This is a genomic window from Acidobacteriota bacterium (assembly GCA_016716435.1).
Taxonomy (GTDB): Bacteria; Acidobacteriota; Blastocatellia; order Pyrinomonadales; family Pyrinomonadaceae; genus OLB17.
The window spans coordinates 179,490-202,790 of sequence record JADJWI010000003.1; the positions used below are offsets into that span (position 1 = coordinate 179,490).

21 protein-coding genes are annotated in these 23,301 nt (G+C 57.6%); 13 read left to right on the top strand and 8 right to left on the bottom strand.

The window, feature by feature from the left end:
• The first annotated feature begins 11 nt into the window (after positions 1-11).
• The 6 genes from IPM21_03975 to IPM21_04000 all read left to right on the top strand — a co-directional run bounded on the left by IPM21_03975 (position 12) and on the right by IPM21_04000 (position 5,554).
• Positions 12-1,418, top strand: coding sequence for a hypothetical protein (locus IPM21_03975; protein MBK9163058.1), 1,407 nt, complete (start codon positions 12-14; stop codon positions 1,416-1,418).
• Between the two features lie 18 nt (positions 1,419-1,436).
• A complete protein-coding gene (locus tag IPM21_03980) occupies positions 1,437-2,018 on the top strand; it encodes an AtpZ/AtpI family protein (GenBank protein MBK9163059.1) in 582 nt (193 codons plus the stop codon).
• A gap of 36 nt (positions 2,019-2,054) precedes the next feature.
• A complete protein-coding gene (locus IPM21_03985) occupies positions 2,055-2,483 on the top strand; it encodes an ATP synthase subunit I (GenBank protein MBK9163060.1) in 429 nt (142 codons plus the stop codon).
• Positions 2,484-2,485: 2 nt separating this feature from the next.
• Entirely contained in the window at positions 2,486-3,376 is an 891-nt protein-coding gene (gene atpB, locus IPM21_03990; protein MBK9163061.1) for a F0F1 ATP synthase subunit A, read from the top strand.
• A 230-nt stretch (positions 3,377-3,606) separates the two neighbouring features.
• The gene (locus IPM21_03995; protein ID MBK9163062.1) at positions 3,607-3,918 is read left to right on the top strand and encodes an ATP synthase F0 subunit C; all 312 of its coding nucleotides are present in this window, start codon (positions 3,607-3,609) and stop codon (positions 3,916-3,918) included.
• 148 nt (positions 3,919-4,066) lie between these two features.
• Positions 4,067-5,554 carry a serine/threonine protein kinase gene (locus IPM21_04000; protein ID MBK9163063.1) on the top strand — a complete coding sequence of 496 codons (1,488 nt, stop codon included), beginning with the start codon at positions 4,067-4,069 and terminating at the stop codon, positions 5,552-5,554.
• An 8-nt stretch (positions 5,555-5,562) separates the two neighbouring features.
• On the opposite strand, the gene IPM21_04005 is transcribed toward IPM21_04000, so the two are convergent.
• The 7 genes from IPM21_04005 to IPM21_04035 all read right to left on the bottom strand — a co-directional run bounded on the left by IPM21_04005 (position 5,563) and on the right by IPM21_04035 (position 16,517).
• The gene (locus IPM21_04005; protein ID MBK9163064.1) at positions 5,563-6,516 is read right to left on the bottom strand and encodes a MoxR family ATPase; all 954 of its coding nucleotides are present in this window, start codon (positions 6,514-6,516) and stop codon (positions 5,563-5,565) included.
• A gap of 2 nt (positions 6,517-6,518) precedes the next feature.
• Complete coding sequence (locus tag IPM21_04010) at positions 6,519-7,250, bottom strand: sulfite exporter TauE/SafE family protein (protein MBK9163065.1); 732 nt, start codon at positions 7,248-7,250, stop codon at positions 6,519-6,521.
• A 31-nt stretch (positions 7,251-7,281) separates the two neighbouring features.
• The gene (locus tag IPM21_04015; GenBank protein MBK9163066.1) at positions 7,282-8,799 is read right to left on the bottom strand and encodes a DUF4350 domain-containing protein; all 1,518 of its coding nucleotides are present in this window, start codon (positions 8,797-8,799) and stop codon (positions 7,282-7,284) included.
• Between the two features lie 5 nt (positions 8,800-8,804).
• Complete coding sequence (locus IPM21_04020) at positions 8,805-9,839, bottom strand: DUF4129 domain-containing protein (protein MBK9163067.1); 1,035 nt, start codon at positions 9,837-9,839, stop codon at positions 8,805-8,807.
• A 2-nt stretch (positions 9,840-9,841) separates the two neighbouring features.
• The gene (locus tag IPM21_04025; GenBank protein MBK9163068.1) at positions 9,842-10,951 is read right to left on the bottom strand and encodes a hypothetical protein; all 1,110 of its coding nucleotides are present in this window, start codon (positions 10,949-10,951) and stop codon (positions 9,842-9,844) included.
• 141 nt (positions 10,952-11,092) lie between these two features.
• Complete coding sequence (locus IPM21_04030) at positions 11,093-14,803, bottom strand: TonB-dependent receptor (GenBank protein ID MBK9163069.1); 3,711 nt, start codon at positions 14,801-14,803, stop codon at positions 11,093-11,095.
• Positions 14,804-15,107: 304 nt separating this feature from the next.
• Positions 15,108-16,517, bottom strand: coding sequence for a sigma-54-dependent Fis family transcriptional regulator (locus tag IPM21_04035; protein ID MBK9163070.1), 1,410 nt, complete (start codon positions 16,515-16,517; stop codon positions 15,108-15,110).
• Between the two features lie 114 nt (positions 16,518-16,631).
• Here IPM21_04035 and IPM21_04040 point away from each other — a divergent pair, with 114 nt between their 5' ends.
• From IPM21_04040 to IPM21_04050, 3 genes are all read left to right on the top strand, one after another.
• On the top strand, positions 16,632-17,219 hold the full coding sequence (locus IPM21_04040; protein ID MBK9163071.1) for a methyltransferase domain-containing protein: 588 nt from the start codon (positions 16,632-16,634) through the stop codon (positions 17,217-17,219).
• 132 nt (positions 17,220-17,351) lie between these two features.
• Positions 17,352-19,148 (top strand): signal peptide peptidase SppA, encoded by a 1,797-nt coding sequence (gene sppA, locus IPM21_04045; protein MBK9163072.1) that lies wholly within the window; start codon positions 17,352-17,354, stop codon positions 19,146-19,148.
• Between the two features lie 323 nt (positions 19,149-19,471).
• Complete coding sequence (locus IPM21_04050) at positions 19,472-19,906, top strand: hypothetical protein (protein ID MBK9163073.1); 435 nt, start codon at positions 19,472-19,474, stop codon at positions 19,904-19,906.
• Here IPM21_04050 and IPM21_04055 read toward each other — a convergent pair.
• A complete protein-coding gene (locus IPM21_04055; GenBank protein ID MBK9163074.1) occupies positions 19,903-20,418 on the bottom strand; it encodes a hypothetical protein in 516 nt (171 codons plus the stop codon). The two genes, IPM21_04050 and IPM21_04055, sit on opposite strands and share 4 nt — an antisense overlap.
• Positions 20,419-20,543: 125 nt before the next feature.
• Between IPM21_04055 and IPM21_04060 the strand changes: the two genes are divergently transcribed.
• The 4 genes from IPM21_04060 to IPM21_04075 all read left to right on the top strand — a co-directional run bounded on the left by IPM21_04060 (position 20,544) and on the right by IPM21_04075 (position 23,245).
• Positions 20,544-21,557 carry a DUF481 domain-containing protein gene (locus tag IPM21_04060; protein MBK9163075.1) on the top strand — a complete coding sequence of 338 codons (1,014 nt, stop codon included), beginning with the start codon at positions 20,544-20,546 and terminating at the stop codon, positions 21,555-21,557.
• 82 nt (positions 21,558-21,639) lie between these two features.
• A complete protein-coding gene (gene bcp / locus IPM21_04065; protein MBK9163076.1) occupies positions 21,640-22,101 on the top strand; it encodes a thioredoxin-dependent thiol peroxidase in 462 nt (153 codons plus the stop codon).
• A 6-nt stretch (positions 22,102-22,107) separates the two neighbouring features.
• Positions 22,108-22,491: a rhodanese-like domain-containing protein gene (locus tag IPM21_04070; protein MBK9163077.1), complete on the top strand. Its 384-nt coding sequence runs from the start codon at positions 22,108-22,110 to the stop codon at positions 22,489-22,491.
• 358 nt (positions 22,492-22,849) lie between these two features.
• On the top strand, positions 22,850-23,245 hold the full coding sequence (locus tag IPM21_04075; GenBank protein MBK9163078.1) for a transcriptional repressor: 396 nt from the start codon (positions 22,850-22,852) through the stop codon (positions 23,243-23,245).
• Positions 23,246-23,301 lie beyond the last annotated feature (56 nt).

Here is a 23,301-nt window from a genome sequence, read left to right on the forward strand (position 1 = left end):
CCTGAGGCGTGATGACTGTTATGACCGTAATGAATACTGCTCTGCCCATTTTTCGCCTATTTCTCGTTCTGGTGCTTTTTGTGGCTCCCTCTACCCTCGCGCAAGATAAGGAGCCCGAAGCCACACCAACTCCGCCGCCGGCCGGTAAGGCCCCGCTCATAATCATTCCCGGTATCACGGGCTCGGAGCTCAAGAACTCGAAGACGGACAAACTTGTTTGGTTCACCCGCGGTCGTGATAAGGACGACGACATTCGCCTCCCGATCTCGCCCGACCTTAAGAAGAACCGCGATTCGCTCGTCCCCGGCGACATAATCCGCGGCGTTCGACTCCTCAGGTTCCTGCCCGAGGTTGAGATTTACAACCAACTGATTCAATCGCTCGAAAAACGCGGAGGTTACCGCGAAGCAAAGTGGGACGACCCGAAGCCCGGCGACGACCAGGACACCTTCTATGTTTTCCCCTACGACTGGCGGGTCGATAACGTAGAGACCGCCCGAAAGCTCATCCGCGATGTCGAACAGCTAAAGAAAAAACTCGGCAAACCCGATCTTAAGTTCAACATTATCGCCCATTCAATGGGCGGACTCGTTGCCCGCTATGCCGCGATGTACGGCGATGCGGAACTCCGCAGCGGAACTGTCCGTCCGACCTGGGCCGGTTCAAAGCATCTCGATAAGGTCTTTATGCTTGGGACGCCGAACGAAGGCTCGGTCAGGGCCCTCGATGCCTTGATCAACGGGATCTCGATCATCAACGGCATTAATTTGCCGTTCGTCCGCGACATTGACCGCTTTGACGTTTTCACAACGCAGTCGATATATCAGCTCCTGCCGCACGAAGGCAGCCTAATGGCCTATGACGAAGAGCTGAAGCCCATCGAGCTTGATATCTTCGACCCCGCGACGTGGGAAGAGTATGACTGGGCGATCTGGAAAGACAAGAAATTTGCAGATAAGTTCAGCGAGGAAGAGCAACGCACTGCCCGGCTCTATTTCCGTGCCGTGCTCAAACGGGCAAAGGACTTTCAGGCGGCGATCTCGCGTCCGGGCCGCGACAACATTCCCGTAACGTTTTACCTGCTCGGCGCGGACTGCAAGGAAACACCGAACGCATTCATCCTCCGCCAGAATGGTAAAAAAGACCGCTGGATAACCCAGTTTGAGCCAAAGTCGTTCAAACGGGACGACGGCACCAAGATCGAGTCCGAGGAGCTGAAACAGTTACTCTTTTCTGTTGGCGACGGTGTCGTAACGAAACGTTCGCTTGCCGGCGAGAGCACGCTGAAACGCGGCGGCGAGCCCGTCGTCCCGATCGCCGCGGAGATCTTTCAGTGTGAGACCCACACCCGTTTGGTGACTAATCTTCAGATTCAGGATAGACTCTTCGGATATATGTGGCCCGCGCTTGCGAATTAGTGGGGCCACGATCCGGCGATGATCAAGAATTTTCTCGATAGCGACCTGCCCGATCCGGTGGAGGAGAAAAAGGCCCGCACCCGCGAGCCCGAAGTGCTCGGCATTTTTGGCATGGAGCCTGAGCTTGATGAGCCTCGGCGGACCGAGCCCTCCATCGAGATACCGCACGAAGACGAACCTGCTTACGAACGCCGTGAGCCCTCGGAACCACCAACACCAACAGTCCTTTTACCTTACGAACCGCCGACCGCAGGCGAGAGCATTCGAATGTCCGGCCTTGCATGGTCCGTCGGCATTACGTTCTTTGGCTCGATACTTTTTATGCTGGTCATTGGCTGGCTGGCCGATACGCTACTCGGGAGTGCTCCGTGGGGCATCGTTGTCGGCGTAGTGATCGGCTCGGTCATCGGGTTTGTCCAGCTCTTTCGCATCAATCGTGAGATCTTCCGCCGGAATGCACCTCCGCCCGAGACGACATCACTTTTTTCGGCCGATGAGCCCGCGAAAACGCCCGAGCCCGCTCCGCCGATCATGCTTCCGCCCGCCGAAACCGCACCCGAAGACCCACCCCGCCCGGACTATCTGCCGCGCGAGGATTGAACTTTCACCAAAGGCAAAGTAAAATTGAGGGTTTGAATGAGCGAACCGGACGATCTCCGTACGCCGGACGCGGCTGAACTGATACCGAGCCAGCATCGGCGGCTGCTTATCTTGATGGCTGTGCTTGGCGCGGTCGCGGCGATTGCCGGGGCGATCTTTAGCTCGATAAGGTTCGGGGCGGGAATTGCGGTCGGGGTTCTGCTCGCATTTGTTAGCTATTTCTGGCTTCGATACTCGCTCAAGAAGGTTTTTGAAAGTACGCCCGAAGGCGAGCGTCCGCGTATCTCGGCCCTTAGATATTTGGCCCGGTACTTTGCTCTCGGTGCGGTCATCGCGGTTATCTACGTAAGCGATGTGCTGCCGATCGTTCCGGTAATTCTCGGTATGGCCGCGTTCGGCTTTGCCGTAGTCGCGGAAGGTTTGATACAGATTTTTTTAAGCTTCTCTAACAGGAAGGATATTTAATAATGCTTTTATTTGCAGGTGAGCACCCGACACCGCTGATCGTCGAATTCGTCAATTACTATATCGGCGAGCCGCTCTATAATTTTCAGATCAATTACACCAAGCCCATCTGGGACAAGTTCTTCTCGAACTTTGGCACCGATGCGGAAACGATGTTCGGTGTTTATACCCCCGAGAACGCCGTTCCTTGGTACACGATAATGTTCGTCATCGCCTGTATTCTCGCGGTGGCGGTAATCGGACTACTGAAGGGCAAGCTCTCGGGCGACGATCCGCAGCCGGGCCAGATGACGCTCGAGGCGGGCTATCTTGCCGTTGCAAACTTGGTTGAGAACGTGATCGGGCCGCACGGGATGAAGTATTTCCCGGTCATCGCGACCTTTGCCGTGCTGGTGCTCATCTCGAACCTGATGGGTACGTTCCCGCTGTTCATGTCGCCGACGGCATCCGTCAACGTCACCTTTGCACTCGGTATCGCGTCGTTCGTCTATTATAACTACGTCGGTATAAGCGAGAATGGCTTTTTGAAGCATATCGGCCATCTTTCCGGCCCGAAGCTGCCGCTGCTGATGGCGATCTTTATCACTCCGCTGATCTTTTCGATCGAGCTTATCTCGAACATGATCCGGCCGCTGACGCTCGGCGTTCGCCTTTTCGCGAACCTTTACGCCGACGAGCAGATCTATTTCCAGATCTCAAATCTTTATCCGCCATACACGCAGATCTTGCTTCCGGCATTGTTGCTGGTATTGGCGGTCTTCGTCGCGTTTGTCCAGACGCTGGTCTTCACCCTGCTTTCGTCGATCTACGTTAGCGAGGTGACGCATCACCATGACGATCATGGCGACCACGACGAGCATGCCGAGGGCCACGTGGCCGCGGCGCATGCATAAGGTTTTTGCGGTGCGTTAAATGCCCCGCGAAGAACGCCTACGGGCGTAACACAATAGAAGAATCCGGACCGGGAACCTGCGTTTTATAGCAGCTATGCCCGCACGCGACAGGCGGCCTGACTCCAACGCGAGTAGAAATCAGGCAATACCGGAAGCGAGGCGAAATAATACCGGCAAAGCAGGCAACGGGCGGTTCTTCTAGATCAAATACAAACAGGAGACCTTTTAAAATGAACAAGATCAAACAGATCGCCTACGCGGTCCTTACCATCGCTCTCGTCGCCCTGCCGGCAATGGCACAGGGTGCGGCCGACAACGACTCGACCGTTGCGTCGTATAAGGCAATCGCGGCCGGACTCGGCTTCGGCCTCGCCGCCGGCCTCGCCGCTATCGGCCAGGGACTCGTCGGTTCGCGTGCGGCCGAAGGCGCAGCCCGCAACCCGGGCGCAGCTTCGACCGTTCAGACCATCATGATCATCGCGCTCGCACTTATCGAGTCGCTCGTGCTCTTCGCACTGCTCATCGTCTTCGTTAAGCTTTAATCGAAGACGGCAGAAAGTGCCGAAAAGTTGAATGCGGACCGGGCGTTCAGGCGCCTAGGTCCGCATTTTCTTTTCATTTTTTCCACATGCGGCCGCGATGTTGCGTCTTAAGTGCAACCCGCATAGGATATTATCGTTCTAATACGAAATGGCTTACGACCTTACAGGACAGACCGTTGCCGAGAAATTCAAGCTTATCGGGCTGGTTAAGAGCGGCCCGGAGGGCGACCTTTATCGTGCCGAAAACACACTGATCGAAAAGCCGGTGACGCTTCTCGTACTGCCGGCCGACGCCGATGCGAAGGCTCGCGAGAGCTTTCGTAAGAATGCGAAGACCGCCTCGGCGGCCGAGCACCCGAACATGCTTAACGTGCTCGATTTCGGCATCGACGGCTCCGGCATTTCATACGCCGTCTGCGATGCCGCCAACCCGGAAACGCTTGGCCAGGCCATCGCCCGCGGCGGGAAGATGCCGGTTGAGAATGCGGTCGAGATCGGCAAGCAGATCGCCGCCGCTCTTGAAACGCTCCACGCCTCGGGCCGTACGCACGGCAACCTGACCGCTGACAATATTTTACTTTCCGAAGTGGCCGAATCTGCTGCTATCGCCAAGGTCGCCGGCATCGGTTCGCTCGGCCCGCTTGAGCGGACGGGCGACGTGCTCGCAGCCGCTCCGTCGGAACTCGCTTATCTCGCACCCGAATTGTGTTCCGGAACAGATTCGCCCGATGCTCTTTCTGATATTTATTCGGCCGGCGTGGTGATCTATGAAATGATGGCCGGTACGGTTCCTTTTTCAGGCGAGAAGCCGACCGATGTGCTGCTCAAGCATATCGAGGAACCTCCGCCGCCGCTTTCCGCCTTTCGCTCGGACCTGCCGCCGACGCTTGAGCCGGTGATACTGAAAGCCCTTTCAAAAAGCCCCGAGATGCGTCAGCAGTCCGGTGCGGAATTGATGGGCGAGCTTTCGGCTGCCTTTGGCGATTCGCCCGCAGCGGTAGTTCAGGAACCGGCAAAGAAGAACAACTTTTGGGCAACGGCGGCGATGGTCTTGATCGGAACGGCCGCTCTCGGCGGTGCTCTGATCTATGCGACTTGGAGCCCAAAGACCGACCCGGCAACCGCGCTCCAGCCGGACGCAAATGGCCTGCCGGTCCAGCCGATCAATCCGGCGACCGGCACCGAAGAGCAGCAGCTCGCCGTGATGCCGGCCTATTCGCTCGACGGAAATTCGAACATGTCGCTTTCGGCTCCGGATACCATGCCGGGCGGCGATGGCTACAACCCCTGGGCGACAGGCGTTCCGCCTCCGGGTGCTCCGAGCTATGTGCCGCCGGGCGGCGAGATGTATAACATCGACCCGCGGACCGGCAGCCCCTTTATGCCACCGGATGGCGGCGTGATACTCGTGCCCGTGCCGGCAAATGTGAATACGCAGCCCACTGGCTCGCCGAGCCCCGGCCGCAACGCGAATGTGAACACCAACACTCGCCCGACAACGCCCGCGAACACCGCGAATACCGCTCCGGCCGCGACGCCGCGTCCCGCCGCCTCGCCGCGAAACACGCCTCCACCCACCCGAACGCCCGCACCGTCGCGGGACGATGGGCCTTCAGGCGATGAGCCCGGCCGATAGCGGCAGCTTTATCGCGGCACTTCTATTGTTTTCAGAATATCCGAAATAACGGCGTCGGTCGTCGCCCCCTCGAGCTCGGCCTCCGCCCGCAAGGCAAGCCTATGGCGGAGCACCGGGCGAGCGATGTCGCGGACGTCGTCGGGCGTCGGAAAATCGCGGCCGCGAATGGCGGCGAGCGCCTTTGAACACAGCAGCAGTGCGATCGAGGCACGCGGGCTCGCGCCATAGAGTATCGTCGGGTGGCTTCGCGTCCGGCGGACGATATCGACGATATACTTCTGCACGCCCGGCTCCATCCGCATATTTCGAACCTCGTGCCGGCAATGCGAGATGGCCGCAGCATCCTCAAGCGGGCGAATATCGAGTTGTTCCAAATGGTGCGAGTTAAATCCCGAGTCCCAGCGGGCGACGATCTCGCGTTCGTCCGCTTCCTGCGGATAATCGATGATGATCTTCAGCAGAAAACGGTCGAGCTGTGCCTCGGGAAGCGGATACGTGCCCTCGTATTCGATCGGGTTTTCGGTCGCCAGCACGGTGAAAAGCGGCGAGAGTTGATACCGCTCGCCGTCGATGGTCGACTGCCGCTCCTCCATCGCCTCAAGCAAAGCGGCCTGGGTCTTCGGCGGTGTCCGGTTGATCTCGTCGGCGAGCAGGATGTCCGTAAAGATCGGCCCGTGGCGAAGCGTGAACTCGGACGTCTGCATATTGAAGACGTTCGTGCCGGTGATGTCCGAGGGCATCAGGTCAGGCGTGAACTGAATACGCGAGAACCGCGCGCCGATTATCTCGGCCAGCGTCTTGACCATCAGCGTCTTCGCCGTGCCGGGAACGCCCTCGAGCAGTGCGTGGCCCTCGGCAAGAATTGCCACCAAGATCTGCTCGATGACCTCGTCCTGGCCGACGATGGTCTTCCGCAGTTCGTTCAAAATATGTGCGATGGTATTGGGTGTATATTGCAGCATCATCAATTTAAGAAAAGATCGGCGATCAGCTTGACCGCCAGCAAAAGCACGGTCGCGATAAATATGCCTCGCAGCCACGCCTCGTTCATCTTCGTCACAAAATACGCTCCGGCGTATGCCCCGGCGAACATCGTCACCGCAAGCACGGCCCCGAGCCTGTAATCCACTAGACCTTGCCACATAAAAACGAGCGTGGCAATCCCGGATGAGAACACGTTCACGAGCTTCGTCGCGGCGATCGCGCCGCCGTACGTCATCCCGAAAAACGCGACAAACGCGGCGGTCAAAACAGTAACGTAGCCGCCGCTGTAAAGCCCGCCATAGATGGCGAGTAGGAACGTCGCCACAAGCCCGAAGGCCGTCAGCGACCATTCGCTGTTCGCCTTTTTGGCTCCATTCGTCCGCGGCCCAAGTAACGTAAAAAGCACGATAGCGATCATCGCTACTGAGACGACGAGTTTCAACCCGATGCCGGTCATCATCCCGACCAAGGCCGCCCCGAGTGCGGAGCCGACCAACGTTACGGCGATCAAGGGCGAGAGCCGCTTTACCTCGAGCGTTCCCGTTCGCAGGAAGGGAATGGTCGCACCGACAGCCATAAATGTCAGCCCGAACATATTGGTCGCGACCGCCACTTTCTCATCGATGCCGAACTGGAACATCACCGGCACCGTGATCAGCGAATTGCTGCCCGTCACGACCCCGACGGCACTCGTTACAAAGAACAATGCGATAAGACCAATGAGCGTCTGCATTCCCACGCGGCTATATCCTCCGCCTGCTGCTCCGCGAGAGCCGCATCGCTTCTTCAAGCTCGCGAAGGCTTCCGGCAAGCTTTAGCAACTCGCGTTTATCGGTCGGCTCGCCGTGGACGATGTCCTCGCATTTCTGCATCAGTGTTCCGACATCGCCGGCGTCGTGGCCGGTGCGTTCGGCGATCATCGCGGCAAGTTCTTTCCGCGAGGTCGTCGTATTATCAATACCAAAGTGGCGTGCGGCCCGCCGGCGGAAATCGCCGTAGATATTCTCCATCGCGAGGTCGAACGCCTTCGTCCGCTGCTGCAGCTCGGCCATCGCACCGACGTATTCCAGCTTTGAGAGCCGATCCGGATCAGGAGCCGGAACCGGCCGGGCAAACCGACGGCTTCGCGAGTACACGACGAATAGCCCGAGCACCGTTAGCTGCAGAAGTATGGCGATCACCGGCGTCCCGGCGAAATACTCGAAGACGCGATTGTTCCCAGAGCCGTAGCCGTGATGGTACTCGTTAAAGACGATGAGCCCGCCGCGTGCGGTCGCGAGATTGACGGCAAACTGGGCGTTGTCGGCGGCCGTAATGCCGCCATTTGCGACGACATACGGGTCGCCTACGTAAACGATCTCGCCCTCGCCGTAAGGAAAATCAACTACAAACGCCCGGCCCGACGCCGTCACGTGAACAAACGGCGCCGTGAACCACGTCTTTGCATCGTCCGGCGGCGTCTCGTCGGCCTGATCGGGTGCTTCAGTCTGCGGTGTTTCGGCAGCAACGGGCGGCGGAGGCGGTGCCGAATTGGCGTCGCTTTCCGGTTCCGCGGTGTAAAAATCGAACGGCGTCGGATCAGGCGTCGGGCCCGAATAAGAATCCGAACCCGTGCCGGTGTCGGCCGGTGCCTCGTAAGTTTCGCCCTCGTAAGTTTCGGCGGTTTCTGCATCGATCGCGGCCACCGGTGCCCTCGTGACCTCGGCCGCCGAAGCGAAACGCGAGGGCTGAATGGCATTGACCCCGCGGGTCAAAAGGCTCGGCAGGTTAGGCCGGTATGCCGGAGTTGCCGCGGTCATCTGTGCCGGATTTGCCGGATCGACCGAAAGAATACCCGCGTCCGCGCCGGGCTTTGCCTCAAGCGTCCAGCCAAGCGAGGTAGTTAGTAGCTGCTTCGGTGGATCGCGGTCGATGATGACAAGCCGCCCGCCGCTCGAGACCCAGCTAAGTATCATCGAGGTGTCGTCCTCGCTCACTTCGCGGCGAAACGGGCCGATCATAACGAGCGTTGCGGGCTGTTGCCGCGTTTCGGTGAGGAGCTCGGCCGGCGGCCGCTGCCACCGCGTCACCTCGCGGCCGGTCTCGGCAAGCAAGGTGTAAAAAGCCTTCGTGCCGGTCGCTCCGGGGTGATAGGTCGAGCGGATCGGGGTCATTTCCTTATCCGGTTCGCGGACCTTCTGGACGTACGAAACGGCGTTCAGCCCGACCATCAGAAGGCCGAGCACGAGAAGAGCAAGCACGATGAAAAGCCTTTGCTTCATTGCCCTCAGGTCTGCCGGATCGTCTCCCTTGCTTCGGTGCTGAATGCGGTCCAGGCACTGCCATCGGCACCGCCCGAACCATACCAGGCACGTTCAAAAATGCCGGTCAGCCCCTGCATCCGGCGGTGAATTTCGGCCTCGCGGCGAAGGTCGCGGAGGTAATCGCGATTCGTCTTGTGGCGAGCGAGCCCGATCAGCCGTCGGTCGCTCAGCTCGCAAAGAAGCGCGATGTAGCCCTTGCGGATCGCACCGCGATGGTCGCCTTTCGCGGCCAAAGCCTCGGCCTCGGCGAGCAGATCCTTCGCCGTCATGTCCTCGCCGATGGTCTCGCCGAGAATTACGCGTTCGCCGTCCTTTTCACGCTTTCGCCGACGGAGCGTTGGGAAGATCACCGGAGCAAGCCTATAGAGCCCGTAAGCGATCGCGGCGACCGCAGCACCGATAACGACAACCTGGAGCAGCATTGCCAGCACCGGCGAGCCCGTAACGCTCGGCCGGGGGCCGCCGCTCGGCAGCAGTCCCATTAGCCAGTCAATGAACTCGCGGATCAGCCTCTGCAGCCAACTCTCCTCGTCGCCCGAAGGCTTTTGAAATTCCTCGCGGTTAAGGATCTCGGCGAGCTTTCGCTTTTCCTCGTCCTTTGTACGCTCGGTCTCGGCGGCCTTTTCGATCTCTTTCAGCTTCCAGAGTGCGGCCGAAAGTGTCTCCTCGATCTCCTCCGCGATCACCGCTCGCGAGCGGCGGTCGGCCGCTGACTCGTATTGCTTGAGCAGCTCATGAAGCCGGGCGTGTGAGAATTTCTCTTTACCGAAGCCGGTATCGACGTCAAGCTCTGGCGGCAAGAGCCGGCGCATCTCGGCTATGCACTCTTGTTCATGTTCTGAGTAACCATCTTCGCCGTCGCGGATCTCGCTGATGATGTCGATCGCGTGGCTGTGGGCCTCATCGACCGCTTCGCGATATTCGGCAAGGCTCATCCCGCTCGCCGCGGCGGCAAGTGACATCAGCAAAATAGCGATGAATGGTAAGCGAAATCGCATCGTCACTTAAGCCCGAGCGTGGTAAAGCCCGGCGAGCTTTGCGTCGCGGCCGGTACGCCCTTCGGCTCGGCCCTAGCCCCGAGAGCCGGCTGCAGCGGATTAAGGTATTGATCGGGCACGTCAGGTATCTCGCCCAGCCGGCGGTTAGCCATTAGCTCGATATCATAACCCTCAAGCCGCACCCGCTGATCAACATAAAGTAAACACAGCCCGATCATCCAGACCGGCGTCAGCACAATAAGGCTCGCCTGCCAGATCAGCTGTGAGGCTATCTCAAACCAGGCGGGCGTAACGGCCTCGGCGAAAGGGCCGAAGTCGATACCGGCGATCCACGCGTACCAGATAAGCGGAATATAGAGCACGGCCAAAGCGGAATAAGTGGCGACGGTCGTGAACCCGAGCAGAGCGGCGAAGCGGAGCGATGTGCCGTTGGCGAGATTGATGCTCCTTCCGATCGACGAAAAAACACCCTCATCCTCGACCAGCATCACCTGCGGCACATATGCAAACCGGCAGGCAACGAACGAGAATGCGATAAAGACCGTAACCATCGCTCCGATGGCGGCGATCACGCTAACGACCGCAGTCGCCGAAGGCATGCTCGCAAGCACAATAGCCAGAAGCCCAAGCACCAATAGCCAGACGAAAGCGCCGACGAAAACAATAACGAACCCGATGGCCGAAAGCACCGAGACAATTATCGCCGAGGCGACCGCGAGGCCGGAGAAGCGGCTCCATGCGTTTCGATAAGTATCGGCAAACGTGATCGGCTCGCCGTGGAGCAGGTGGCGGACAAAGTTGCGCGAGGCTCCGCCCATTACGACCAGAGTCGCGACGGTTTGTGTGAACCAGATCGCGAGTGCTCCGACAAACGAGAACGCGGCAAATGCACCGGATTCAAATGGGTCGTACGCCTCGGTCGTGAAAAAGATCATTCGCGAGAGCAGCAGCCAACCGACCGAGAAAAGGGTTCCGGCAACCACCGGCGGAGCGGCGATCAAAAAGAGCGTTGTGAAATATTTGCGGTAAAAGCGGGTCGCACGGTCAATAAGGTCACCCGCACCGAGCGGTACGATCGAGAGGTTCTGCGTGCTGCCGTGGCTTAGGGACATTCGGTGTGTTCAGATGATTATATCCGCAAAACAGCTATTTTGAACACCCCATTTTCTGGTTACTTCACCGCAACAAAAAGAAAAAGGACGGAAGCCCGAGGGCCTCCGTCCTTGCAAGATCGGCCTTTCAGCCTATTGAGTTTAGAACTCGATACGGAGAGCGAGCTGCGAAACGCGAGGTGCGGTAGTTGCACTGATGCGTCCGAAGTTCGTTCCATTGATATCAAGGAACTGTCCGGGGACGAAGTTAACGGTATTGAACGCGTTGAACAAGTCGCCCTGAACCTGAACCGTAAACCTTTCACCGAAGCGGAAGCGCTTGATGAGCGAAAGGTCAAGGATGTAGGTGGTCGGTCCGGTCACGACCGCCCTCGACAAGCCGCTGGTCTGGCCAGGTGCGTTGTTGAAGAAGATCTGACCCGCGAAGGTCGCAGTGTCAAAACCGTTAGCGCCACGGCCCGTTCCGCCCGCAGCCGAATTGATCGTTCCGTCCGCGTTACGGCCAAGAACTGCCGGCGGAAGGAAGAAGATACCATTCGGGGTGCGATAGATACCTACCAGGCTCTGCAGCTCACTGGCTGTAAGGTTCGTGAGTGCGGTCTGGCGTCCCGAACGGCCGGCACGGTTAAGTGTACCGCGTGCATCCGTAAAGGTGATCGGGGCACCCGAACCAACCTTGAAGATCGCGCCGATCTGGAATCCACCTAGAAGTGTATTCGTCAGGCCGCCCTTGTTGAAGAAACGCTTGCCCTGACCCATCGGGAGTTCGTAGGTCGTCAAGACGTTGAACGTATGGGTCTGGTCAAAATCAGCACGCGAATACTCAAGATCCTGTTGCAGAATATCAAGGAACGGCTCAAAACGTGTTTGTCCGGTTCCCTGACCATCCGTCAGGTTCTTCGAGAAGGTGTAGTTCGCGTTCAGGCTAAGGCCATCGGTAAACCGCCGACGAACATCGACCTGAAGCGAGTTGTAGTTGAACCTGCTGCCGTTTTCGAGAAGGTCAGCCACACCCGTATTCGGGTTTGGAAGGAAGTTGACCGTTCCTTCAAGGCCATTCGTCTTGTAGATGATCGCAAGGTCGGCAGGAATGCCGGCGACCAGCTGCCCGACTACGGTCGAGTTCGTTAGAAGACCACCTGCAACGAGGTTCGGGAAAACCGTCAACACCTGGCTGCCGGTAACGGCCGGGTTATAGTTGCCGCCCGTGTTGCAGCCTGCAGTTGCCTGGCAAAGAAGCAGGTTGCCCCTTGCCCGGTTGAAGTCATCAAGGAAACCGTTTGCACGGATATCCACCTGGTTGTAGTCGACACCGCGAAGCAGGTTATTGCTGCGGGTTCCGACGTAGCGGATCTCGACTGCAGTGTCCCAACCGATCTCACGAGTCACGCCGAAGGAATATTCCTGAACTAGCGGGCTCTGGATGTTCGGATCGACACCAAAAACGGTACCGAAAAGTCCGGCGATCTGGTTGTTTTGTACGTACGTCCGGTTCGGGCCGGTGAAGGTCGGCGTCGGGATCGTCGGAAGATTGTCGATCCGCTCGTTCAACGCCGTAGTGTTAGTGTTCGGGTTGATAGCAGCAACACCCAATGCAAGTCCCTGGTTACCGGTCAATGCATTGTCGGGAGCACGAACGAGTTCGTCGTTGATGTAGCTGATGCGGTATCCGCCACGGAAGACCGGCTTCGAACCGAAGATGGTCTTAAGTATTCTGTTCTCTACGTCCGGATTCCAAGCAAAGCTCAGGATCGGCGAGAAGTTGTTGAAGTCCGTGTTGTAGAACTGGCCCTCTTTGCCGATGTTGCCACCGACGAACTGGTAGGTACCATTCGGGTCAAGCAGGGACGATACCGGGTCGTCATTATTCGCAAAAACAGGCTCCAGAGCGAGTCCGTTCGAGCTGCGCAGCCCCGTGTAGATATCGTAGCGAATGCCCAGGTTGACCGTCAGATCACGACGGACCTTCCACTGATCTGAGAAGTAGAAAGCATAGATCTCATACTCGAACTGGCGACGCTGTGTTGCACCATCGACAAAACCCGAATCCTGAGTCTCAACGTTGAAGGTCTGCGCACCAGCAGAAATTATACCGCCATGCAGAGCAAGAAGAGCATTGGCGGCCCCACGCTGAGCAACCGGAACGCCGCCCGGGAAGAGGGCAAAGTTCGTGAACTGAGCGGTGGAGATCTGCGGCGTGTTGAGGTTCGTTCCGATAGTGAAGGTCGGAACAATACCTGCATCATTGAAAGCGTCGATACGAACCGACTGGAACTGCCCGCCGAACCGGAAGTTGTGGTTCCGGAAGATGAACGTGGCGTTGTCCTGCAGGTTAACGGTATCGACGATGCGGCCCTGGTCCTGGAACGTTACTTCCGGGTTCGTTGCCAGCGGAATGTTCACAAAGTTTGCAGGATTCGCATCTGAGCGAAGGAAGACCGGCTCACTATTGAACCAGCCGCCGCGAAGTTCATTCGACCAGCGGCTCGACGGAACCCAGGTCCAACCGAGCGAAAGGAACGGATTGACCGAGGGCTGCGTAACGCGCGGGCTGTTGTTGAAAGCGTTGTCAATGTCAGCACGGAGGATGTCCTGGCGGACAAACCGGAAAACACCGTTGATCGTGTTCTGCGAGTTTACGTTGTAGTCAACGCGGGTCGCATAGTTGGTCTGCTCCGGGTTGAAGATCTGATTCACCGCAAATCCGGTGGTGTTTCGCTGGTCGCCGACCTGGGTCGAATTACCCGAAGGAAGATTTGCGAGAAAACGGCTCTGGACGACCGGGTTGGTCGCAATAATGCCCGTTCCGAGTGCCGGGTTCAGAATGCTTACCTGAACGATCTGGCCCTGCACAATCCCGTTGCCCGGGTCGTTAGCATTTGCCGTATAGGTGAAGATACCCTGGCTGGCTGCGTTGGTCAGAGTTGTGCTAAGTTGCACCGGAAACGCTGGCTGACGGTCGATCAGCTTTTCATACGAGAAAAAGAAGAACGCCTTGTTCTTGATGATCGGTCCGCCGACGTTGCCGCCAAACTGATTCAGATTGCGGAACTGACGCTCGATTCCCTGAGCATTATTAAAAAATCCGTTCGCCGCAAGGTAATCGTTACGGTTAAATTCAAACAAACGAACATTGAACTTGTTGCCGCCGCGGCGGGTGGTGAACTGGATCTGGGCTCCGCCAAAGCCGTCATCGGCATTCGACTGCGAAGCGACCTGAAATTCTTCAACTTCGTCAACGGTCGGACGAGCCGGCGAAAAGTCGGTTGCGTTCGAGCGGATGAAATTGTCCTGAACGTTCACGCCATCGATGGTCGTGTTCGTGCCCGAGGTGCGGACACCGTTGATGACGGTATTCTGGCTCGGGTTCGATGCAGCTCCCGGCTGAAGCGGGACAAAGTTAAGCGGGTTTCGGCCGAGCGATGGCAGATCGTCGAGCTGCTTACGGTTGACCGAATTTCCGATCTTACCGTCAGCGGTGTTTACGATCTCGGTGCCCGCCGTAACGGTCACCGTTTCTTCAACCGCACCAATCTCAAGCGTTACTTCCTGAGTAACGGCACGGCTGACCTCGACGACCACATTCTCAATGGTCGCGGTCTTGAATCCAGGGGCTGTAACGGTGACGGTATAGGTTCCGACGACAACGTTCGGGAACGTATAAGCACCCGCACCTGACGTCGTAACGGTAGTCTCACGCCCGGTGGCGGTGTCGCGAAGCACGACAGTCGCTCCTGGGACGAGGCCGTCCGGGCCCGAGACCGTACCACGAATTGTACTCGAGGTCAGCTGGGCTGAAGCGAGTCCGGCCCCGAGGGTAAGGATCGCAACAAACAACAGAAATCTTCTCATGAGTCCTCCTAAAGGGTTTTTATCTGACTTGGGAGCGGCATTTTACGGCGTTTTGTCCACAAAAAGTCGGCTCCATAAAAGTAACTTGGCCTTTCAATGAGTCAATTCGCGTGCCAAATGGCCGTAAGTCGGATAAACGCTTGAAATTTGGTTACTTATGCCGCCCGTTGACGCCAGCAATGGCCGGGTTGCTTTCTTAGGTTCGGATTTTTCTTCAAAAATCTGAACAAGTTGTAAAATCTTGAATTCCCGCGTTAGGTGCGAGCGCTTTTTCATTTATTTCGGATCGCGGGGCGCGCGCGCATTAGAGCCGCGGCTTGATCTGGTATGTCTTTAGCTTCGAATTGAGCGTAGTGGCGTTGAGCCCCAATAGCCGGGCGGCCCGGGACTGATGCCCGCCGGTCTGTTCAAGGGCCCGGCGAATAAGATCGATCTCGAACCGTTTCACCTCATCATAGAAGTTCACGCCGCGGGAGATGTCGATATCGCCGGACGCTCCCTCGGCTTCGTCCATCCGCTCTTGAACAAGCTCTGGCGAACGAACCTCGGGGCGGAGGCATTCAACCGTTATCTCGTCGGTCGTGGCGATGACGACCGCCCGCTCGATCACGTTCTCTAGCTCGCGGACGTTACCGGGAAAGTTGTAGTTCTCGAGCAGCGAAAGCACCTCGGATGAGATCTGTTCGGTGATCTCCCGGCCATTCTCGGCGTTGTATTTGCGGATGAAATGCTTCGTCAGAGGAAGAATGTCCTCGGGACGCTGGCGGAGCGGCGGAAGCTCGATCGGTACGACCGAAAGCCGATAGTAAAGATCCTCGCGGAACGTGCCGTTCCTGACCGCCTCTTTCAGGTCCACGTTGGTCGCGGCGATTATCCGGACATCAACCTTTGTCGTTCCGGTCTCGCCGATCGGCGTAAACTCCCGTTCCTGGATCACACGCAGCAGCCGAACCTGCAACTCCGGCCGCAGGTCGCCGATCTCGTCCAAAAAGATCGAACCCGTATCAGCAACCTCAAAAAGCCCTTTCTTTGCCGCGATCGCTCCGGTAAAGGCTCCCTTCGTATGCCCAAAAAGCTCCGATTCGAGAAGCTCAGACGGAATGTTCGAGCAATTGACCACGACGAACGGCTTGTCCGCACGCGGGCTCGCTTCGTGGATCGCCTTTGCGACAAGCTCCTTGCCGGTCCCGCTCTCGCCGGTGATCAAGACGGTCGAGCGGGCCGGCGCAACGCGTTCGACCAAGCGGAAGATGTCTTCCATCTTCTCCGAACGCCCGACGATGGCATCGCGGCTTACGGACCGCGTCATCGCCTGCCGAAGCGTTTGCCGCTCTTCCTCTTTCTTGCGTTTCCTTATACCTTTCGCGACGAGGTTGAGGATCTGCTCATTCTGAAAAGGCTTGCGGATGACGCCCTCGGCGCCTTTTTCCCACGCCGAGATCGCCGTATCGAACGTCGCAAAGGCCGTTACCATCAGCACGACGGCCTCAGGGTCGAGCTTGATCAGCTCCTCGAGCGCGGTCAGGCCGCCCATGCCCGGCATCGAAACGTCCATCAGCACAAGATCGAACGTCTGCGTCGGATAGAGCTCGAGCGCTTCCTCGCCCGTTCGGGCAAGTTCCACCTTGTAACCCGCGCCCGAGAGAATGGTCTCGAGCACGTCGCGCATTATTTCTTCATCGTCACAGACTAGTATCGTGCCTTTGCGTGCCATATACGTAACATTAGAGATTTAACCACATTGATGCGTTGCCGCAAGCGGAGCGGAAAGATTTCACTTGTTTAGCACGAGATCTGCGACGCCCCGGGTGTAAGATAAAAGTGATCAATGGCTGTTTACGATAGCTTTGCTAGGTTTTACGATCGGCTCTTCGCGCCGGCCGAGCGGCGGTTCCTCGGCCGCTGGCGGCGGGAGACTCTTTCGCTCATTCCCGAAGGCTCTCGCCTGCTCGAGCTCGGTGCGGGAACGGGGGCGAACTTTGAATTTTACGCGTTGCCGGAACGCGTCGTCTCGAGCGAAATCTCGTGCGAGATGCTCGCATTTGCCGCCGTAAAGGCACGCGGCAACGCACTGATCCAGGCCAATGCCGAAGAGCTTCCCTTTGCGGCCGATTCATTTGACGCCGCCTTCGCGACGCTAGTTTTTTGCTCGATACCGCGACCCGAATTAGCCTTTGCCGATCTTCGCAGAGTTGTCCGCCCGGGCGGCAGCGTCGTTTTGCTCGAACACGTTCGGCCGCCGGGACTGCTCGGTCGGGTTTTTGACGTCGTGAATTTTGCGACCGTCGCATTGATCGATGATCATTTCAACCGCCGGACCGCCGAAGTTGCGGTCTCCTCCGGTCTTCGGCTTATCGAGAACCGGCGGAAGCTTGCTGGCGTCGTAAACCTTATTGTTCTCGAGAATCCTGACTAGTATCCGGTCTTAGTTTCTGGAAAACCTTTTAGTTCAAACCTTTTCTCTTTTTCGTCGTATAATTTAAGGAAAGCAAAGCGGGATTTTCTGCGGTGTTTTCGGGCATTTTTTTCACGGTCGAGTATATTCAACATGGCGGCTTCAAAAGGTACTAAGATCGCTCTTGCCATTGGCGCGGGGCTTTTCGTTCTTCTCATCGTCGGCGTTATCGCGCTGATCCTATTCGCCGATATGCTCAGCCGGCCGAGCGTGCCGAGCAATAGCGTGCTCGTGCTGAGTGTCTCAGGCTCATTGCCGGACTACGTCCCCGAGGACGAGTTCGCAAAGGCGCTCGGCATCGGCCAACAGCAGAGCTTCACAGGGTTGCTGACCCAACTCCGCAAGGCAAAGGTCGATAACCGCGTTGGCGCCGTTCTGCTCAACATCAACTTCCCCGGCATCGGCTGGGCGAAGGCCGATGAACTTCGCGATGCGATCAAGAGCGTTCGCGACTCCGGCAAGCCCGTCTATGCCTATATGGAAATGGGCACGAATCGGGAGTACTACATCGCGACCGCTGCCGAGCGGATCTACCTGCCGCCGCCGGGCGATCTTTGGGTCAATGGCTTTGCCGCCGAAGCGATGTTCTACAAAGGCTCGCTCGACAAGCTCGGCATTGAGGCCGAGGTGATCCAGATCGGCCCGAAATACAAGAACGCTCCCGACCAATACACCCGCAAGGAAATGGGCGAAGGCCAGGCTGAGGTGATCAATGCTGTGCTTGACGAATACGTAGCACGCTTCACCGGCGCGATCGCCGAGTCGCGAAAGAAGTCGCCCGAAGATATCGCCGCCCTGATCGACAACGCCCCTTACAACGCCGGCCAGGCAAAGGAACTCGGCCTGATCGACGACGCCCTTTACCCCGACCAAATGTATGACGAGATCAAGAAGCGTCTCGGCTACAAGGACGACGAAAAGCTCCGGACCATCAGCGGCGGGCAGTATAAGGAAGTGCCCTCGGATTCGCTCGGCCTGAACAACGGCGAACGGGTCGCCATCATCTTCGCAAGCGGTGCGATCAACTCCGGCAAATCAAGTGACGGCACATTCGGCGGGCAGATGGTCGGTTCGGATACCGTCGTCTCGGCGGTAAATGCCGCAGCCGAGGACTCGAGTGTAAAGGCGATCATTCTCCGCGTCGATTCGCCAGGCGGTTCGGCCCTCGCGTCGGACCTTATGTGGCGGGCGATCGAGAACGCCAAGCTGAAGAAACCGGTCGTCGTCTCAATGGCGGATGTCGCGGCCTCGGGCGGTTATTACATCTCGACTAACGCCAACAAGATCGTCGCACAGCCTTCGACCCTAACAGGCTCGATCGGCGTCTTTGTCGGCAAGCCGGACGTTAGCGGCCTCTATGAATGGCTCGGCATCACCAATCAATACATTCTCCGCGGCAAGAACTCCGGCATCTTCCGGGCGACCGAAAAGTGGAACCCGGACGAGCGGAAAAAGATGGAGGACTTTGCCAACAACATCTATTTCAACAACTTTATCCCGAAGGTCGCCGCCGGACGCAATATGAACGCCGAACGGGCCAACGAACTCGGCCAGGGCCGCGTTTGGACCGGAACTCAGGCAAAGCAGAACGGCCTCATTGACGAATTTGGCGGGCTCGAAAAGGCCATCGATATCGCCAAGGAACTCGCCGGTTTGCCGGCCGATAAGGACGTAAGGCGGATCGTCTTCCCGGCTCCGACGCCGTTCTTCCAAACGCTCTTGGGTAGCGGTGAGGACGCGACCGTCGAATCCGACCAGAAGGCCCAAAGGGCCATAGCCGACGCTCTGCCGAGAGACGCCCGCCGGGCGCTCCGCTACGCCGAAATGTTTGACCGAATGCAGCGCGGCGAAGCAATGATGCTCCTGCCCTTTGAGTTTGAGATCAAGTAGGCGGTGCACGGCGAAGAAGGCCGCAGCCATAAAACGAAAAACTCAAACTGCCGGTGTCTTTGGGACCTTTGTGCAACCCTTTGCGAGCTTTGTGTTTAAGAATGATTCAAACGCAAAGCTCGCAGAGTTTCTGCACAAAGAGCCCGAAGCGGAGATTCAACATGCCGCAGTCGGCAGATTCGTCCGGACTTGAGATTCCTGTTTTGTTTTCAGCCCGCCTTTCGCCTATAATCCGCCTGCGCTCGGCTGAATCTGGCCTGCGTAGCAATTTTATCCTCTCAACCGTATTAGTTCTTTCAACCCAAGCAGAAAGGAGATAACAAATGGTAAGGATCATTCTCGGAGTCGTGGCGGGTTTCATTGCCTGGTCGATACTTTGGATCGGCAGCGACCAAGTGCTGATGTCGCTCTCGCCCGGTTGGTACGGAGCTCACCAACTCGGGATGGAAAAGGCCATGGTCAATACCACGGAGTTTACGGCTGACGCGACGATATTGGTGATGCACATCGTCCGCAGCATCATCATCTCGATCGTTTCGGGTTATCTGGCTGCGGTAATTGCCGGCGAGAATAACCGGACGGCATTGATCCTAGGTGCGCTCCTGCTCGCCTTCGGTCTGATGGTGCAGATCATGGTCTGGAACTACATGCCGGTCTGGTACCACGCGGTCTTCTTGCTTCTGCTCGTTCCGATGACGCTCCTTGGGGCAAAGCTGAAGACGCTTCCGGCCGCCGCACCGCCTGCGGCCGAGGCCTAGCGGTAAGCCTCAAGCGCGAGCGGAATCGGCAAAGCGGCGACGTTCCGACCATAAGCGCGGCGTTCGAGCTTGAGCACCTCGTGCTCTTCGGCCGCAAGCAATTCATCGGGCGGCAGGTGCTCCGGCCGCTCGTAGCAGGCATGGACAATGCACGGAAGAGGCTTGGCCTTCCCGTGAACCAGACAACCCATATCGCCTTCAAATAGCGGGCAGGCAAACTTCGCCTCTGCCCGCTTTTCATTTTTGAGAAGCTCGGCCGATCGTCTTATGCGTTCGGCGGCCCGTTCACGGACTTCGTCCGGCAGCTCGCCGAGCGCGGCATTGATCGCCCGGGCCTCAAGCCGTGTGATGCGGACATTGACGAAGTGCACGTCCGTGCAGCAAGAGCCCTTAACCTCGCAGGTCTCGCAGCTCTTTGCCCGGTGCTCGAACCGCTCTCCGATCTCGGCCGCAAAGTCGGCCTTTCTACCGTTCGCGAGCTCGATCACTTTCCGTTCGGAGATCAGCTTCATCGCCTCGCAAAGCCTTCGTCCGGCATAACGCCGAGTAATTCACATCCTAGTTTCATAATGCTAAGCTTATGATTTTCGCGTGCCGCCCGCGTACGCGCTCCATCAAACTTAAGGATCCGAAAACCATGATTTCCCCAAAGATCATCGCAGCCCTCGTGCTTTTTTCCCTATTCGCGGCCGAGATTCACGCCACCGTGGGTGACGAGGTAAAGCTCAAAAATGGCGACCGCCTGACCGGCAAGGTCATCTCCCGCGAAGGCGAGACGATCACGCTTGAGACCGATTATGCAGGCAAGGTCACCATCGACGCAAAGTTCGTCGATTCGGTCACCGTCGCTGAGGAAAAACCCGCCGAAGCCGAAACTGCCGCAAAAGCAGATGCCAAGCCTGAGCCGGAACCGGTCGCTGAGCCCGAACCGGCCGAACTAAAAGAAGAACCGCGGCTCTTCGGCGGCAAGATGTACGGGCTCTTCACCGGCTGGCAAGGCAATGCCAGCGTCGGGTTCAATTTCACGACCGGCAATTCGCGAACAAGCCAGATGACCACCGGCCTGCGGGCCACGAAGACCGGAACTAAGGACAAACTGACCGTTTACTCGCGGAGCCTCTGGAACAGCAACCGCAATGCAAGCGCAAGCACGACGCAAAATGCCGTTTGGGGCGGCGCCCGCTATGACCGCCGGTTGAGCGACCGGACCTTCGGGTTCGTTTCTTATGATTTCGAACGCGACCGGCCGCGGAAGCTATATTTCCGCTCGGTACCGGGCGGCGGGATCGGCCACCACCTCGTCAAAAACGACCGGACCGAGCTTGACGTCCTTATCGGCGGCGGTTGGAACCGCACATGGCAGGTCGGCCCGAACACCGACACGCCCGAAGCGCTCGCCGGCAATACGCTCAAGCACCGCTTCAACGGCAAGCTTCGGCTTCAGCAGGCGTTCAGCTTTTATCAGAACGTAACCGACCGCAACGAGTTTCGCTTTATCTTCGACTCGAATATGACAGTAGATATAACCAAAAACATCGGCTGGCAGTTCACGGTCGGCAACCGCTACAACAACGACCCGACCGGCACGTCGAAACGCAACGATTTCTTTTTCACAACCGGAATGCGCTGGAACTTTGGCAAGAAGAACTAACGGCCCGGGCGAATCCGCTCGCTTCCTCGCGTGCGAACTTCGATGCGGTTGTTGTATCTTTTAGATAAGAGGAGTTCAGATAATTATGCTTAAAGAAGGCGATAAAGCGCCCGTGTTCAAGGGCAAGAATCAGGACGGCAAGGCCGTCAAGCTTGGTGATTTCAAGGGCAAAAAGCTCGCACTATATTTTTACCCGAAGGACGACACGCCGGGCTGCACCAAACAGGCATGCTCGCTCCGCGATGGGATCGCGGAACTGAAGAAAGCCGGTATCGAGGTGGTCGGCGTTTCGATCGACGACGAAAAGTCGCACCAGAAATTCATCGCAAAATATGAACTTCCGTTCGACCTGCTCGCCGATACTGACAAGTCGATCGTCGAGGCCTTCGGCGTTTGGGGCGAGAAAAGTATGTACGGAAAAAAGTACATGGGGACGCACCGCAAGACATTTTTGATCGATGAGAAAGGCAAGATCGTAAAGATTTTTGATAAGGTAAAGGTAAGCGAACATGCCGATGAGGTACTCGCCGCCTTTGCGAAATAAATGCTTATGAAAATAAAAAGACTTGGACTTTTGACCGCACTCGCCGCGACCGGCCTGTTTGCGGCGGCCTGCGCCGAAACGGGCACGAACACCGCCCGCAACGCGTCGCCCGCTGTTAACGCATCGCCGGCCGCGAATACGAACACAAAGCCCGTTGCTCCGGCCGCTTCGCCCGCGGCCCTTAACATTCCGTTTCCGGATGTTGAGCGGATGCCGCTGGCCGAGGCCAAAAAGGCATTCGACGATGGCTCAGCCGTTTTCGTTGACACACACTCAGCGGCCAGCTTCGACGTTCAACGGATCAAAGGAGCGGTAAACATTCCGCCGGACCAGATCGCCAAGGCGGATTCGCTACCGAAAGGCAAGAAGATAATTGCCTACTGTTCCTGACCGGCCGAAAATTCAAGTGCCGGTCTGGTACACGAACTAAAGAAGAAAGGATTCACCAACGCTTATGCACTACTCGGCGGAACCGCCTCCTGGCGAGAGGCCGGCTTCCCGATGGAAGGCAAGGGAGCGAATTGATCCAATCCAAGAATAATGAAGCCGGCCGCGGAATTTAATCTCCGGGCCGGCTTTTCTTTATCCAAAAACTCCCATCGAGGCTATTCGTCCCTACATTCATACACGGATTTTGCCCGAGAAGTTCCCTGCGTCATCCCGATGCGGTAGAGAATCCATCGCCCGCGTCATTTGACACAAATTTGAAATAGAATTATTCTAAGTCGAAATCGCAACACGTCCCCGTATGATGAAGCAACTTGAGGCCTCAGGTTACACAAAGCAAAGGCACGCCGTGCTGCAGGTGATCCGCGAGTCGGAATCGCACCTGACGGCGAACGAGGTCTTTGAACATGCTCGCCGTCGGCTTGCGGGCATCTCGTTCGCAACGGTCTATAACTCCCTGCGGTATCTCAAGAACGAGGGCCTGATCGGCGAAGTTAGTTTCGGTGCGGACGCGACGCGTTACGACCGCAACCTTCAGCCGCACCACCATGCGATCTGCACGGACTGTGGAAAGCTTGCCGACCTTGAGCTCGCTATCCCGCCTGAGTTGCTGAAGCAGGCTGTAAGGCGATCAAGGTTTAAGCCGGGCGAGATGGACTTTACGCTTCGGGGCCTTTGCCCTGATTGCGGCGACTAGCTGACCGGGATATGCCCCGGTGCACTTTGCCGGCCGCATTTCAACTACCTGTAATT

What these genes read in the sequence shown, in the direction of transcription:
- IPM21_04000 (MBK9163063.1), top strand. Translation starts at nt 4,067, where the DNA reads ATGGCTTACGACCTTACAGGACAGACCGTTGCCGAGAAATTCAAGCTT.
- IPM21_04015 (MBK9163066.1), bottom strand. Translation starts at nt 8,799, where the DNA reads ATGAAGCAAAGGCTTTTCATCGTGCTTGCTCTTCTCGTGCTCGGCCTT.
- IPM21_04030 (MBK9163069.1), bottom strand. Translation starts at nt 14,803, where the DNA reads ATGAGAAGATTTCTGTTGTTTGTTGCGATCCTTACCCTCGGGGCCGGA.
- IPM21_04035 (MBK9163070.1), bottom strand. Translation starts at nt 16,517, where the DNA reads ATGGCACGCAAAGGCACGATACTAGTCTGTGACGATGAAGAAATAATG.
- IPM21_04020 (MBK9163067.1), bottom strand. Translation starts at nt 9,839, where the DNA reads ATGCGATTTCGCTTACCATTCATCGCTATTTTGCTGATGTCACTTGCC.
- sppA (MBK9163072.1), top strand. Translation starts at nt 17,352, where the DNA reads ATGGCGGCTTCAAAAGGTACTAAGATCGCTCTTGCCATTGGCGCGGGG.
- atpB (MBK9163061.1), top strand. Translation starts at nt 2,486, where the DNA reads ATGCTTTTATTTGCAGGTGAGCACCCGACACCGCTGATCGTCGAATTC.
- IPM21_03975 (MBK9163058.1), top strand. Translation starts at nt 12, where the DNA reads ATGACTGTTATGACCGTAATGAATACTGCTCTGCCCATTTTTCGCCTA.
- IPM21_04060 (MBK9163075.1), top strand. Translation starts at nt 20,544, where the DNA reads ATGATTTCCCCAAAGATCATCGCAGCCCTCGTGCTTTTTTCCCTATTC.
- IPM21_04050 (MBK9163073.1), top strand. Translation starts at nt 19,472, where the DNA reads ATGGTAAGGATCATTCTCGGAGTCGTGGCGGGTTTCATTGCCTGGTCG.
- IPM21_04005 (MBK9163064.1), bottom strand. Translation starts at nt 6,516, where the DNA reads ATGCTGCAATATACACCCAATACCATCGCACATATTTTGAACGAACTG.
- IPM21_04055 (MBK9163074.1), bottom strand. Translation starts at nt 20,418, where the DNA reads ATGAAGCTGATCTCCGAACGGAAAGTGATCGAGCTCGCGAACGGTAGA.
- IPM21_04040 (MBK9163071.1), top strand. Translation starts at nt 16,632, where the DNA reads ATGGCTGTTTACGATAGCTTTGCTAGGTTTTACGATCGGCTCTTCGCG.
- IPM21_03995 (MBK9163062.1), top strand. Translation starts at nt 3,607, where the DNA reads ATGAACAAGATCAAACAGATCGCCTACGCGGTCCTTACCATCGCTCTC.
- IPM21_03985 (MBK9163060.1), top strand. Translation starts at nt 2,055, where the DNA reads ATGAGCGAACCGGACGATCTCCGTACGCCGGACGCGGCTGAACTGATA.
- IPM21_03980 (MBK9163059.1), top strand. Translation starts at nt 1,437, where the DNA reads ATGATCAAGAATTTTCTCGATAGCGACCTGCCCGATCCGGTGGAGGAG.
- IPM21_04070 (MBK9163077.1), top strand. Translation starts at nt 22,108, where the DNA reads ATGAAAATAAAAAGACTTGGACTTTTGACCGCACTCGCCGCGACCGGC.
- IPM21_04025 (MBK9163068.1), bottom strand. Translation starts at nt 10,951, where the DNA reads ATGTCCCTAAGCCACGGCAGCACGCAGAACCTCTCGATCGTACCGCTC.
- IPM21_04075 (MBK9163078.1), top strand. Translation starts at nt 22,850, where the DNA reads ATGATGAAGCAACTTGAGGCCTCAGGTTACACAAAGCAAAGGCACGCC.